Below are 12,880 nucleotides of genomic sequence, written 5' to 3'. Positions count from 1 at the left end.
GTCATTTGGGACGCAGGCTGCTCGACGACTCGACGCTCGCCGGCTTAGCCGGCACACCTGAAGTCGATACTTCCGGCTGGTCCTCGGTGCTCACAGCTGGCTCGGCGCTGGCTGCCTTGCCTGCAGGCATTGTGTCCGCAGGCACCGGATAGCGGATCAGCATGCTCTGGCTCCAGGCCTCCAGTTGCTCCGCGCTGGCCTTGGCTTGAACGTTGTAGCCCTCTTGTGCCTCGGGTCCCGTGGCGTGCCGGGCACGACGGTGGGCGTCCCGCCGGGTCTGCACTGTTCGCAGGCGACGTGCTCGCCGTTTAGACCATTCAGCCCGGGACCAAAGCCCCGGCTTCGGATGATCCGCCTCAAATTGTTCTAGGGCACGCTCTGCTTGGCTAAGCAGATGCTGAGCTCGCTCTTCCGCGGCACGGCGACGCGTGAACCGCTCGGCGTCGTGCCGCAGCCGCTTGAGCCTCTTCACCAGCTCCCCCAGGTCGGACCGGAACTTGGGGACATGTGCGAATGCCGACAGGCGCTCGGCGCCATGCTGGAGCAGCTGCGAGGTCGCCTTGAAGGTCACCCCGACCTTGGCCATGAAGTCTTCTTTCCACAGCTGGATGGCTTCCGCCAGCAGGTTACGACTGGCACCCTGGCGTTCTCTCTCTGATCGCCTGCTCCCAGAAGGGGTCAACGCGCCGCGGCTCAAGCCCCTGACCACTCGGATCTGCCCCTGGCCGTGGACCGGAGATAGATCCAGGACCACTCCAGGTTTGACGCCCCGCTCTCTCCTGGCCTGCTCCTGACTATGCCCTGCCGAGACTGGCTGCAGCCTCCCCTCGCCTTCTAGCTGCGCCAGGGCTTCCTTCCATTGAGCCTCGTTGTCCGCAGTGATTGCCTCATTGGCTTGGACGCGCTCGCTCTCCACGCCCCGGCGATGCAAGGCGGTAGCGTCTTTGCCGATGTGCTCCGTCGGCTCGCGTGACAGAGCCAAGGCGGTCGCCTCATCCCCCAGATCGGCAGCCTCTGCTGCCTGTGCTTCCAGACTCCGATGGTCGACCCGCGCCTGGATCTGCGCGGCGGCCAAGTGCGAGTTGATCGTCTTAGCCACCATCTCGCGGATCCACTCCACCTCTCCGCGGCCCGACGGCCCGCCGTCGAGCTCGCGGGTCTTGTCGGCCAGCCCTGCGTCGCCGACCCGCCTTGTCGTGGCCAGCAGGTGGGCGTGGTAGTTCAGCCCATCTGGGGTCTGGGGCTCGTGGATGCTTGCCTGGATCGCGAAGCGGTAGCGCTCCACCAACGCTCGGGCGATATCGGCGGTGAGCGCGGAACGCTCATCGTCGGTTAGCTCGTGGGGCAGCGCAATCTCGAATTCGCGTGCCACCGTAGCGTCCTTACGCTTCTCCGAAGCCTCAGCGGCCGGCCACAGCTCACACGGATCGAAGGCCCAGTCGGGCGCTTCGTCCGGCGCGATGCAGCGGGTCTCCACGACACCGCCACGGCGGCGGTAGTCGTGCTTGAGACCAGTGCGGGCATCGACGATCAGCAGGCCGGCCCGATAGGCGGCTGCTGCGGTGGATGCGTGCCCTTGCGAGCGAGAGAAGGTCTTGACTCGAGTGTGGTAGATCGCCATCGCGTTGTTCCTTTTTGCGGGAGATCCTTCCTTTATGAAGCGGATCGCGAACTTGGCAAGCCGATCTGCGTTGCAGTTTTGAATTTGCTGTGGACGCGCAGCGTCGGGTCCAAGGGGGCTTGCCCCTTTGCGCACGCGTTGTCCGAAGGGCAATGCCTAAGTGCGCTATTGCACTATTGCAGTTGCCCTAGACGTTGCCACGGACGGCAAGATTTGCCCTTGACGCGCTCTCATTCTTTGCTTGCATGGAGCTATCCCACACACCGGAGAGAGCAATGGAAAACACGCAACATCTGCACCAGCAAATTGAGCGCGCAACGACACGTCTGGCGCAGCTCAAAGCGCGAGATCTACTCAACCAGCAGCGGGCGCAGTCGCGAGAACGCGAAGCACAGCGCAAGCGCCAGATGCGCAGACGTGGGGAGCTGGGGCAGCTCGTCATCGATGCGGGATGCCAGGATCTAGCCAACGGCGAAATCGTGGCTGCCCTGCTCGACTACCGGTCCACGTATCGGGACACCGGCAGCCGAGCCGAGGCGATGGCCCGGGGTGATGCACACCTGGCTGCAGGAGCAGCGGAGGGTGCGAGACGGCCCTCATAGCCGATCAGCGGATCGTCCGCATCCCCGCCCAGGCCTTGATGCGCGCAGCCCACTCGTTAACTTCCTGGGTGTTGCGCTCACTGTTCCAACGCCAGCGGTCATCGTGCCGCTGGAACATCACGTGCCGAACCGGCTTCTCCAGATCGGTGATCTCGACCTCGATGCGCTGACGATAGGCAGCCTTTCCGAAGTCCGAGTTGGTTCGGAAAGACGCGATATCCTCTGGCTTCAAGTAGGCCTCTTTGCCTTCGCGATCGCGGATCCAAAGCCGGTTCTGCTTGGTGTCCAGGGCGATGTGCTCGTGCACGAACTCAGGCTCGAAACCTGGTTCGAACTTGTGCTTCGGGTCTGCGCCCGCCCCGGAGTAGCCAAGACCCACTGGCCCCAGCCAGATCAATGCCGTGGCGAGCACAAAGGCCGCTCCCAGGAGGACGGAAAAAACGCCGTCGGTCTGGAACCACAGAACCAGCATTATCACAGTGAGGGCAATACGCACGACGTTCTTTGCTTCCATGTTCTCTCCTTGTTCGCCGCGAACCGTTAAAGCCGCCCGGTCACTTTCCATTGCCCACCGATCTCTTCGAGCACGAAGGTGCCTACGAGAGCTGTGGCTTGGCTGTGGCCAGCCATCCTGATGGTTGCCCTGCCGGTCACCGAGCACGCGTAGCCAGCGCGACCCGACGCTTCCTTGCATTCGCCCACCTCGAGTTCTTCGAGTTTTGTGTTGCCACCGGTTTGCTCGACGAAGGCGCGAACTGCCTCCTCCACTTCTCCCTTTCCAGGGCCGCCCGCGCAGCCCGCCAACAGCAGTGCCGCCATTGCGGCCAATAGCATCGTCTTCATGGGGTTCCTCGGTTCACTGGATCAGGTTGCAATGACCGACCACCGGCTCGGCGCTACCGGGCTGGAGATCGATGTCGGAAACGGTCCGGTCCTTGTTCAACAAGAAGACCAGCTCACTGGGCGTGGCCGAGGAGTCACGCTCGCGCTCGACCAGGTAGGCCAACGCAACCCGGTCCTCGAGCTCGTAGACCTTCCCGAAGCGGATCTGACCGCCAAGCTCGGGCGGCGGGACGATAGGCTCGCCGTCCAGGGTGGGAACCGAGCTGAATTCCGGGCCCTCGATGCTGTCGAGCGTGCCGATTGAAGTCTCGATGACGTAGGGCCCCTCTGCCACGCCATGGGCGTAGCTCCAGGCGAACGCTGTGCCCTCGACCCCGCTTTCCTGGATCTGGCATGACAGCAAGTCGCCGGCATGCACGTGTCCTGCCAGCAGCAGACCCGCTGCAAGCACACTGATCCTTCGTCTCATATCCCCCTCCTAGTCAGCCAAGGCCTATTTGCGTTCAACGCAAATGACGCGCTAAGCTTATGCGGGCAAACTCTCGGGAGTCAACGTCTTGTGTCTCCCGGATGCCCGCTGCCCTTCCCGCCTCCAGCACCCTTGGCCGCCGCCTGCGTGCGGCCCGCCTCGCAAAGGGGTGGACCCAGGCCCAGCTTGGCCAGCGCCTGCTGGAGCCCGACGACCCTGACTCGAGCACGGCGGCGCCCAGGATCAGTCGCTACGAACGTGGTATGCACAAACCGGACTTGGCAACCATCGAGAAGCTCGCAAAGCTGCTGGACCTTCCGGCGGCCTACTTCGTGGCGAGCTCCGATGTGGTCGCCGAAGCCATCCTGGTCATCTCTGAGCTGAGCCCGCGCAAGCAGCGAGAGGCCCTCGCACTGCTCAAGCGACTCGCGTCGAAGGCAGCCAAGTAGCGCAGAGGTCCCCGGCCCGGCCCCGGCCCCGCCGCAGGGCAGATATGACAAGGGCCCCGGAAGGGCCCTTGGTCGCCCAGGGGGGCTGTTAGTCCCCGGACCCCCTTCACGGCGCCTCAGACATCCTGTCGATGGCGTTGTCCCGATCTGATTGTGCTGCTTGGGTGTCTGGCTAGGCGACGGACTTAGAGTGCCGATCGGCGAACGACAGCTCCATCGGAGCATCTAGGCGGCGCATGTAGGAATTTCCCCCGTAGGGGTGTCCGGGATCACGGCGGCGTTTGTCGTTCGGACGATCACCCAGTTCAATTGGCAGGGCCATCGACTTCCTCGGATACCAGATAGGAAGCCAGGTTCAGGATCGACACTGCCCGCAGGCTATTGATCTCTGTCCCGTAGTTCGGATCGATGCCATGGAGGACCGCGTGGCGGTTCAGGCCATGGAACCCAGGCGGCAACAGCTTCGTTCTGCGGGTCAGCGAGATATCGACATAGAACGCGGCCACGAAAATGGCGCGCATATCTTCCTCGGGTAGCTTCGACAACACCTCCACCAGGTTGACATCGCGGTTCCTCGAGAACAGTTGCCGCTGGGGATGTCGGTCGTGAATCACGCCATCGGCCTGGGCCAGTAGCGCCGGAATGCTCAAGGAATAGCGGCCCTCGCGGTGCGCCTGGAACGCATCTGCAATGATTGCGCGGCGCGTAGGATGCCTTGCGACCAGGGTTTGTTCGATCTCCTCCAAACGACTCTCGAAGTAGTCGATCAGCCATTGCTCTGCCTGTTGTTCCTCGCCCTCGTGGAATGCTGCGGCCAGGTCACGTCCCCAGGTGTGAGGCATCTCGGGATCTAGACACCAGCCCTGGTCCATGAGGACTGCCAGATGGGCTCGGGCCTCATCCGGCAGACCCCGTAGTTGCCTGGCGATGTCCTCGAACGTCGTAGACCACCGTCGCAGGCGTTCATCTTCCTCGGACTGAAATGCCTTGAGCCACGCCTGGGCACCACTGAAAGGTTCGAGTAGCGCCTTGACTTGCTCGCCGAGCGGGTCCCGTAGGTGTGCAACGTTGACCTGATCCTCAAAGGGTTTAAGCGCACCAGCGACCGCTCTTATCTGCTTAGCGAGCGCGTCTTGATCATGCTCATCCTTCAGCCATGCAGGCACTTGCTGGAGCGGATCCGCAAGCGCCTTTACCTGAGCCCGGAAGTCCTCTAGGGGATCCCGGCACAGGGCCGCGAGTTCCTCGTTGGCCTGCAGCAGTGGGCTTTGGAGGGACTTGAACTCACGCAAGGGGTCAACCAAGCGGGCAAGCCGCTCCATCTCCTCCAGCTGACGCTTCCAGTAATCGTCGTCCATGGCGCAATCCTAACCCGTTCAATAGTGTTAGTCGGACCACTGACGACGGCCGCTAGACTGCTCCCGTCCCTACGGGTAGCGCCACCATCCGATCGGGCTGGAGGCCCACCGCGGAGCGAAAAGCTCCGCGGCGGCACTGTGGCGGTAAAGCTGGGCCATTAGACCCAGCCTCGCGATGCCATGCTGGTGAAGCCTTCCGCGCTGATGACGATGTGATCGAGAACGCGAATGTCTACGAGGTCGAGTGCTTGCTTCAGGCGGTAACCGCCGGGCCGGCTGCCGATGGCACCAGATTGCCCGAAGGGTGTTGTGAAAGGCCGTGAGAGGCAGACCACGCCGTGCGGCTGCTACTCGTCGTCTTTCAACCCAATTTTCAACTGGAATGCTTCGCTCAAGGCCTCCGACATATCGCTGCCGCTGCTCTCCATGAACTCCGCAAAGCCTTTCAAGCCACGTGAGGGCTCACCGACCTCTCCTACCGAGAAGACCAGGGCTCGGACGGTCCGGGGCGGCATAGGCAAAACCGACGCTTCCGCCCATTGCGTATTCGTGATCGGAAAGTTCATCGAGCAGTTCGCGTCAGTCGGCGCGTTCCTTTCAATCATGCAAACATGGGAAAAGGCCTTCGTTTCCGGTGACAGCCATAGCGACCCCTCTCCATCCTGGTAGCTGATGGCTTGAATACGAAAGGTCGTGGATACAACGTAATCGCCGCTATGGTGTCTTGCTTTACGCTGCCCTAGGTGCGTAGCAACCGGAAGCACGCGGAGGTGCGTAGACTCGTCCCGCATCACGATCGCTGCCGTGAACCCGTCTTCCTCTGTGCCCGGAATACACTCTGCATGAGGGCGCCCGATTTTGTCGACATAAGACTTGCACTCTATCCGTTGCATAACCACACATGTCTGCGGGAACATTCCAGGCTCTTCTCCACTCCCCGGCGTGATTTGCTGCGAGTTTCCGACGTTGCTGGAACGGACCGGATGGTAGATTGGTGGTGTGCTGTAGCTGGCGGTGTGCTCTTCAATACGCTTCTTTAGCCTCTTGCTGATCCCGCTGGATACTCTTGAGAAGAGCCAATTAACTACGACGCCCCCTAAGGCTGTGACCAAGGGGGCAGCAGGGGGGCGAGCGGAAGTGCAGGTTGCCTGAACTGCCTGCTCAAAAGCTGTTCCTTCTACACCGACGAGCTCAACCTCGGAGTATTCCTTGAACTCCTGCACTCGAAGAACTGTAAAGGGAACACTCATAGGCTCTTCTTGTGGGCCAGCGTTTGCAGCGCCAACGACGAAAACTTGAATGGCTGTGGCACATGCAAGTGAAATTGTTGACCGGTTCATCTCCTATCCTCGTTGTCAAAGTTAGTAATGCGTTATGAGGACCACAATCGACTCTGGTATGCCTACTTCTTCAGCTCATCCAATATTCGCTGCAAGTCCGGCATGACGCCCACCCGGTCCACGGCTGGTCGATCCGTGGATGTGTTTAATTTGGCGTTGCTCAACAAAGCACGCATGTCATATGGGGCGATCAAGACCCCTCTAGCTGCTTTCGACCATGCCTGAACAAGCAATGCGGCACCCGCGACAAGTGGAGATGCCGCCGATGTTCCATTGAAGACTGCCGTGTATTCTGTTCTGCTCCTACCTAGCCAACCATCGCCGCAAGTTACGACGCTGTCACCCCAGCCGAAGCAATCAACGCGGCTTCCGTAGTTACTGAAACTACTGCGGCGGCGCGGCATGGATGAGGAGGCTGCTCCAACGAGTATCGCGCCGGAGTCGCGGAAACCGGCCGCCCCCTTGCTTAGAGGGTGCTGTCCCCTCTTGTTGGTGATCTTGTCCAGGTCGATACCACCGTTGCCTGCCGCCTCCACCACAATGACCCCGGCGTCAGACGCAGCCCGAATAGCATCGAATGCGGCGTCATAAACCTCGACTGGAACGTTGATGAAAGGCCCGTAGTCGGTTTGCGCCTCGATAAGCAGGACGTCTCCTGACTGCATCGACGCTGTTGCGCTTGCAATAGCGTCCGCAGTGTTGAAGTTTCCTTTATGATCTCGCCACTCCGATACAACACGTGTCTTGCAGCCTGGCGCAATCCCAATACATCCGCGGTCATTGTCCGTGGCGCAGATCTGCCCAAGAACAGCAGTTCCGTGGCCGTGGAACGTGTGGTTCAACCCCGATATTGTCTCGATGCTGCTTTTCTCCAGATCCTCGTGATCCAAGATCCATCCTTGTTCTAGATCCACGAAGCCGACTCCCGCGCCGTTTGTCATGGACCACGCGAAATGGGCATCGATCCCGATCTTCGCTGGATTCAAGTAGCGCTGTCTACTACTAAGCGGATCGTCCGCGGGCACGGCCGGCGGGTCATGAGGACCTGGAGCTATGTAAGCTGTTTCAACCTCAGGTAGAGCTTCAAGAGCTAACAATGCCTCTTCTATATCTACCTCTGATGGAACATCTACACTGTAGTATCGAGTCAACCTAGACTGAGCTGAAGAGATCCTTTTTTCTCCGTTGTCTTGCATCAGACCTAGCGTATGTGCGCTCGGCAGGTAGGCTTCTAGGTTCCATGGCGCGATGGGGCTTGCGGTCTTGCTGTTGAGCAAGAAGGCTGCTGCCTTCATTTGAGGAGAGACCCTCACCACTATCTTTTGTGCGTGGCGAAGATCGTGGCGGGGATCCTGGTTAGCACTGGACATCGTCCCTTCTCTCCTGGGGCGTGCTAGGGCAATGACTTTGAGCCAGGCCCGGGATCCGCCGGCTTTTCGATCTACAACGCAGCTCCGCTCTGCTAGCGGCCACGGGCTATTGTCCGGCGGTTTGCATATCTGCGTGATCGAGGCAGCCCAAGGCTCAGGTCACCCGTATCCGGCGACCAGGGGGACGTGATCGATGGCCGTAACGTAGCTCAACACGGCGCTCGTTCACTTGCTCTCATTCCTCAGCACCCACTGCCTCTTCATAGCCATCTGCACAATGGCGGACACGGGCGTGGACTGGCTGCACTTCCGACAACCAGCCGAACCGGTGATGGGCCAGAAACGCGAAGCGTGCATCCTTGGGTTATACGAGGTCATCGTATACGTTGTCGCCGGCAACCTCAGCTTCGATCAGCCATTGGACAAGCGACCGAACACCTTCTGCATCTGCACAAGCGACATCAATGCCGTCGCGCGCCATTCGCACCTGCAGGTCCATCCACGCGGATTCATCCTTTGCTGTAATTCCCAAATGAGCCTCTATCGCGCCCCGGCTCCACAACCATACGCGCTGCTGCTTAAGCTTACGAACCAGTCCCGCAACATGGGGGATGGCCTCTGCATCCGCTGCCATGATTGCGTAGGCCTCCGAAGCAGAAACCACAGCCCTCTTGGATGTCGGTAGCTGGGACTGCGGGTTCAAGGTAATACGCCCTTCCTCTCCCAATCTTGCAAGCACCGCCTTGCATGCAGCGATATCGGGATCGCCCCTTTCAATAAGCCCATACTCGGCGGCATGATTGAACGCAAAATCTAGATCCACAATGGCTACCGCAGGTAGCCCAAGCGCCTCAAGGATGTCCATTGATTTCTTGGTGTTGGAAACACCTCCGAGCGCGACAACTGCGATTGATGCTTGACCAAGCGTCTTGCCGGCAAGGGCCCTGAAAATCTCCGGTAGGAGCCGGCTCTCCGTCCTGCCTTCTGCCAACACCACACGATCTGCGAAAAGCACCTGTGCAGAATTGGTGAGACTGAAGATGTGATGCAGCTGGTGGGTGCCATCCTCAACCAACTGCTTCACCACATGCTGGAGCCGAGGTCGCGCCTTGGTTCCTTCGCCAGGACGCTTGGTCATTAACAAGGCGTTTTCGGCATCTCTGGCTAGCACCATCTGCGCAGAATGCGTGGAGAAGATGACTTGGTATCCGGCACTCGATAGCGAGCGAAGAGCCTCTCTGACCTGCTCGACGGCGAACGGATGCATGAACAGCTCTGGCTCATCGACCAGCAGAAGGGTAGCACCACCCGCGACTGCCTCCCCACGCTTCAGGTCCGCAAGATGGCGAACCATGGCCATCTGGATGGCTCGCTGGGCACCATGTCCGTAAAAACCGAATGATCGTCCAGCCCCCTCTCCTTCGTAGACCTTGACCGTCCCGGACTTGATCAGGTCGTTGAACGCGGGAACAGGAAAATCGAGTTTGATATGGATACCAGGAAATAGGTCGGAAATCTTGTGATTGATAGATTCATCAATCCGGCCTAACTCATCGAACCTTTCGCCCCCTTCTGCTGAAAGCTTCCCCAATATCGCTCCCAAATGGGGTGCAAGATCGTCCTCGTGACGCTCCTGGATGGCAGTGAGCATCGATGACAGCAGCTTTCCGATGGTGGTGGAGGTCTTGGCTTTACTTGCGTCCTCCTCAGCGTTCTCCATCGCCCCAATGCGTATGGGGTCCGGGAACAGCGCTGTAACTGCGTTGTCAATCCCGGTAGGGTTCGGCACCCAATCCCCCAGGTCTGGATCGAAAACCGTCAGTGACGAGTCACCCCCGGGGACCGCTTGTGTCCGTCGGATGCGCAGCATTCCATCGCGGACATGGGGAGAGATCTTGTTGCGATTGGCCTGGGACAGCGTCTCAAGATCATGGTCGTCAATGTCATTGAGTTCGCCAATGACTTGAACTTCCTGGTCTGGATCGTTGAAGTCGCCTACGCCCAGCTTTGCTCGGCGGACCAGCCATTGCAGTGCGGTTAGGCAATTGCTCTTACCGCAGTTGTTCAAACCGACTAGCGCGGTGAACGGCGTCAGCTGGAGTGTTGTTGACTGACACGACCTGTAGTTCGTCACTTCCAACTGTGAAAAGTAGACGGTCATCCCCTACGTCCCCCATGTTCATCAAGCAGGCTTGCCACCCACCTTGCCAGCGATCGCATCCCTGATCTGCTCTTCCACGCTGCGCCCCGCTTCATCCTGGGCCACGGCCATCAAGTAGATGCCCTGGCCATCGGAGGCGCCCTGCCAGAGATGCCCCATCTGGGCCTTGGACTTGCTGTCGTCATTGGAGACCCGGTCCCCACCCTTGTATTCGACGACAAGCAGTCGTCCATCCTTGAGACGGGCAACGAAGTCCGGATAGGTCCAGCCGGTCGCGGTGGGCAGGCGGAATTGCGAGTGATGCTTGATGTTGCGCACCCAGAAATCGATCTCTTCAATGTTGTCCAAGGCTAGGGCACAAAGAAACTCTTCGGCCAATTGGCCACTGGCACGTTTGTGCGGGAGGTCTCCAGGCACTGCGTAGTAGTGCTTCTTCCACTTATAGTTGGCAACGCAAGGCTTGCTGGAGGGATAAGCGTTGGGATCGAAGGTATAGGCGTGGTCGAAGTCGGCCAGCACTGGTGCATCGGTAGCAAACAGCGTGGTCTGGTAGTTCTTTTCGCTTGCAGCCGTTCGCGCCTTCTTGATCTGCTCGGCGAGCTTCCTGGCGATCACGAACTTGGCGCGCACCAGTTGCGCCAGATCAAAGCCGCGATCAAACAGACCTTGGACGGCCCTGCGGATCCATTCAACCAACTGGGGCTGAAGGATGTCGGGCTGACGCACGCGGCGGTCGAGGAACGCCACCAGCTCCTTATCGGTCCACTCTGCTGCCATGCCTAGGGCAAAACGCTCCTGGGCGTCGGGGTCCCGCTCCCACTTCACCTCTTCCTCGTCAACGTCAACCAGGAAGGTGCGCGACTGGTCGACATAGCGGAACGACGACAGGTCAGCGGGATGATTGAGAATCGACCATCCACTATGGTCGAGCAGAATGTCGGCACTGGCTTCCAGCACCAACGTTCCCTGTTTGAACATCAAGCGGGGGACGCGGAACTTCTCCTGCCGTTGCGCAGGCGTTTCGCGCAGTGCACTGGCGCGGACATTGTGATGGACCAGCCGCTTCTTCGCCTCATGCTGCTGGCGTTTTGGTAAGGTCTCGACAATGGCGTCTTGGGTGGCCGTGTCGATCTGCCCGACGATGGTGATCACGAACTTGTCAGTGCCAGCTTTGGGCTGGACTTCCACCTTGCCCCGATCGCCCGCGGGGATCGTGGTCAGGTTCGGCGCTTTGGGCAGCTCCAGGGTCAACTTCTGCGGCTCAAGCGCGGTGGTGCCACCCTTCAATGGCAACTCGCGAACGATGCCTCCGGCCGCCTCCACCGGATTGAAGCCCATGGCCTCAAGGTCGTCGGTCAGTTCCTGAGCGGCCACGCCGAACGAAGGACTGACTACATGAGCATAGGCCCGGTTCAACTCTGGATCATTACGCTCGCGCGCATAGGGCATGCGCAGCACCCGGCCCAGCAACTGCATGATGGCGGTGCCAGACCGCTGCTGTGTCAGCGAGCAGAGCACGTAGGCAAACGAACAGTCCCAGCCCTCCTTCAACGCATCCTTAGTGATGATGATGCGCACAGGGCAATCGGGATCGAACAAGTCCACATCATCCAGGCCCCGCTGATCGCCGGTGGCCACCACGATCTGGTCTTCGGAGACCTTCTCGTTGTCCACCAGATGCTTGTGAACTACTTCCACCGTCGCGATCTTGTCCTTGTTCTCGGCCTGGATCAGCAGGATCGGGCGCAGATAGTCCGGCGCCTCTCCAGGCGCCAGCGTTTCCAGGTAGGTCCGACGCTGCAAGGAGCTTTGCAAGCACTCTTCCCAGCCATCGATGTGCTCCTTGAGCACGACGGGCAGCTTGATCATCTGCTCAGCTTTCAGGACGCTGGCCGACACGCTGACCAAGACGTTGCTGCTGTCCATTTCTGGAGTAGCCGTCAGCTCGATAATGGCGCTGGGGGACAGTCGCTCGTAAACTTGGTAGGACAGCGCCGTGTTCGCGTTGTGCGCCTCGTCAGTGATGACCAGCGGCCGGTGAATGCGCAACAGATTGGCAAACGAGAACTTGGCCCGGTTCTTGCCCTCCTTCTGCTCCAGGCCCTCGATTGTCGGCAGCTTTATAAAGTGCGGCTCCAGGTCCTCCTTGTCAGCGTAGAAGTCCCGAATTTCGGTATCAGCCACCCTGGCCGATGCCATGGTGCCAATGATCAGGCACAGGTTGTCGGCGATATCCTGCGGCCGGATCATGCCGTTGTCGGCGATGTCGAAGATCTGCACCTTCCCCACGCCGAATTTGTCATCCAGTTCCTGCCGGTAGGGGTGGCGCGGGTTGCTAAATGCTTCCAGGGTCTGGTTCTTGATCTGCTTGGTGGGCACCAGCCAAAGCACCAGCGGATACTCACGAGCCAGCCATGCTTCGGCCACCGTCTTGATGATGTGGGCGCCCAGGATTGTCTTGCCTCCCCCAGTGGGGATGCGCAGGCAGACATAGGGCACCGACTCCAGTGACGGCACCGGCCGCTCCTGATCGTCCAGAATGGGGCGGTAGTCGGCCGCATGATCCGCCACACGGTTGAAGGCCAGCGAGGGGCCTTCTTCTTGGGTGCGCTCCAGGTAGGTCCGCAGCGACTTGATTGCTCCCTTCTGGTAATCCTTGAGTTTCAT

12 protein-coding genes are annotated in these 12,880 nt (G+C 60.0%); 2 read left to right on the top strand and 10 right to left on the bottom strand.

Features of this window, described 5'->3' with window-relative positions; genetic code table 11:
* Nucleotide 1: 1 nt before the first annotated feature.
* Nucleotides 2–1,621 carry a MobA/MobL family protein gene (locus QFW77_RS14670; RefSeq protein ID WP_280575520.1) on the bottom strand — a complete coding sequence of 540 codons (1,620 nt, stop codon included), beginning with the start codon at nt 1,619–1,621 and terminating at the stop codon, nt 2–4.
* Between the two features lie 275 nt (nt 1,622–1,896).
* Between QFW77_RS14670 and traD the strand changes: the two genes are divergently transcribed.
* Complete coding sequence (gene traD, locus QFW77_RS14665; protein ID WP_280575519.1) at nt 1,897–2,223, top strand: conjugal transfer protein TraD; 327 nt, start codon at nt 1,897–1,899, stop codon at nt 2,221–2,223.
* 4 nt (nt 2,224–2,227) lie between these two features.
* Here the strand turns inward: traD and QFW77_RS14660 are convergent, their stop codons facing one another.
* Genes QFW77_RS14660 through QFW77_RS14650 form a run of 3 tightly spaced genes read right to left on the bottom strand, consistent with a single transcriptional unit; the run spans nt 2,228 to nt 3,535 of the window.
* Nucleotides 2,228–2,737 carry a hypothetical protein gene (locus QFW77_RS14660; RefSeq protein ID WP_280575518.1) on the bottom strand — a complete coding sequence of 170 codons (510 nt, stop codon included), beginning with the start codon at nt 2,735–2,737 and terminating at the stop codon, nt 2,228–2,230.
* A gap of 26 nt (nt 2,738–2,763) precedes the next feature.
* Nucleotides 2,764–3,066, bottom strand: coding sequence for a hypothetical protein (locus QFW77_RS14655; protein ID WP_280575516.1), 303 nt, complete (start codon nt 3,064–3,066; stop codon nt 2,764–2,766).
* Nucleotides 3,067–3,079: 13 nt separating this feature from the next.
* Nucleotides 3,080–3,535, bottom strand: a complete 456-nt coding sequence (locus tag QFW77_RS14650; protein ID WP_280575515.1) for a hypothetical protein — start codon at nt 3,533–3,535, stop codon at nt 3,080–3,082.
* A 59-nt stretch (nt 3,536–3,594) separates the two neighbouring features.
* Between QFW77_RS14650 and QFW77_RS14645 the strand changes: the two genes are divergently transcribed.
* Nucleotides 3,595–3,984 (top strand): helix-turn-helix domain-containing protein, encoded by a 390-nt coding sequence (locus tag QFW77_RS14645; protein WP_331487962.1) that lies wholly within the window; start codon nt 3,595–3,597, stop codon nt 3,982–3,984.
* A gap of 305 nt (nt 3,985–4,289) precedes the next feature.
* Here the strand turns inward: QFW77_RS14645 and QFW77_RS14640 are convergent, their stop codons facing one another.
* From QFW77_RS14640 to QFW77_RS14615, 6 genes are all read right to left on the bottom strand, one after another.
* Nucleotides 4,290–5,342 (bottom strand): hypothetical protein, encoded by a 1,053-nt coding sequence (locus QFW77_RS14640; protein ID WP_280575513.1) that lies wholly within the window; start codon nt 5,340–5,342, stop codon nt 4,290–4,292.
* Between the two features lie 158 nt (nt 5,343–5,500).
* Nucleotides 5,501–5,677, bottom strand: a complete 177-nt coding sequence (locus QFW77_RS14635) for a JAB domain-containing protein (RefSeq protein WP_280575512.1) — start codon at nt 5,675–5,677, stop codon at nt 5,501–5,503.
* 12 nt (nt 5,678–5,689) lie between these two features.
* Entirely contained in the window at nt 5,690–6,682 is a 993-nt protein-coding gene (locus QFW77_RS14630; RefSeq protein ID WP_280575511.1) for a hypothetical protein, read from the bottom strand.
* A 62-nt stretch (nt 6,683–6,744) separates the two neighbouring features.
* A complete protein-coding gene (locus QFW77_RS14625) occupies nt 6,745–8,052 on the bottom strand; it encodes a S8 family serine peptidase (protein ID WP_280575509.1) in 1,308 nt (435 codons plus the stop codon).
* Between the two features lie 364 nt (nt 8,053–8,416).
* Nucleotides 8,417–10,213 carry an ATP-dependent nuclease gene (locus tag QFW77_RS14620; RefSeq protein WP_280575508.1) on the bottom strand — a complete coding sequence of 599 codons (1,797 nt, stop codon included), beginning with the start codon at nt 10,211–10,213 and terminating at the stop codon, nt 8,417–8,419.
* Nucleotides 10,214–10,234: 21 nt separating this feature from the next.
* Nucleotides 10,235–12,880 carry a DEAD/DEAH box helicase gene (locus tag QFW77_RS14615; RefSeq protein WP_280575507.1) on the bottom strand — a complete coding sequence of 882 codons (2,646 nt, stop codon included), beginning with the start codon at nt 12,878–12,880 and terminating at the stop codon, nt 10,235–10,237.

Source organism: Luteimonas endophytica (assembly GCF_029887875.1).
Lineage (GTDB): Bacteria > Pseudomonadota > Gammaproteobacteria > Xanthomonadales > Xanthomonadaceae > Luteimonas > Luteimonas endophytica.
Note: the sequence above shows the minus strand (reverse complement) of the source record. Positions and strands in the feature narration are given on the sequence as shown.

What these genes read in the sequence shown, in the direction of transcription:
- QFW77_RS14655 (WP_280575516.1), bottom strand. Translation starts at nt 3,066, where the DNA reads ATGAAGACGATGCTATTGGCCGCAATGGCGGCACTGCTGTTGGCGGGC.
- QFW77_RS14640 (WP_280575513.1), bottom strand. Translation starts at nt 5,342, where the DNA reads ATGGACGACGATTACTGGAAGCGTCAGCTGGAGGAGATGGAGCGGCTT.
- QFW77_RS14670 (WP_280575520.1), bottom strand. Translation starts at nt 1,621, where the DNA reads ATGGCGATCTACCACACTCGAGTCAAGACCTTCTCTCGCTCGCAAGGG.
- traD (WP_280575519.1), top strand. Translation starts at nt 1,897, where the DNA reads ATGGAAAACACGCAACATCTGCACCAGCAAATTGAGCGCGCAACGACA.
- QFW77_RS14625 (WP_280575509.1), bottom strand. Translation starts at nt 8,052, where the DNA reads ATGTCCAGTGCTAACCAGGATCCCCGCCACGATCTTCGCCACGCACAA.
- QFW77_RS14660 (WP_280575518.1), bottom strand. Translation starts at nt 2,737, where the DNA reads ATGGAAGCAAAGAACGTCGTGCGTATTGCCCTCACTGTGATAATGCTG.
- QFW77_RS14630 (WP_280575511.1), bottom strand. Translation starts at nt 6,682, where the DNA reads ATGAACCGGTCAACAATTTCACTTGCATGTGCCACAGCCATTCAAGTT.
- QFW77_RS14615 (WP_280575507.1), bottom strand. Translation starts at nt 12,880, where the DNA reads ATGAAACTCAAGGATTACCAGAAGGGAGCAATCAAGTCGCTGCGGACC.
- QFW77_RS14650 (WP_280575515.1), bottom strand. Translation starts at nt 3,535, where the DNA reads ATGAGACGAAGGATCAGTGTGCTTGCAGCGGGTCTGCTGCTGGCAGGA.
- QFW77_RS14645 (WP_331487962.1), top strand. Translation starts at nt 3,595, where the DNA reads ATGCGGGCAAACTCTCGGGAGTCAACGTCTTGTGTCTCCCGGATGCCC.
- QFW77_RS14620 (WP_280575508.1), bottom strand. Translation starts at nt 10,213, where the DNA reads ATGACCGTCTACTTTTCACAGTTGGAAGTGACGAACTACAGGTCGTGT.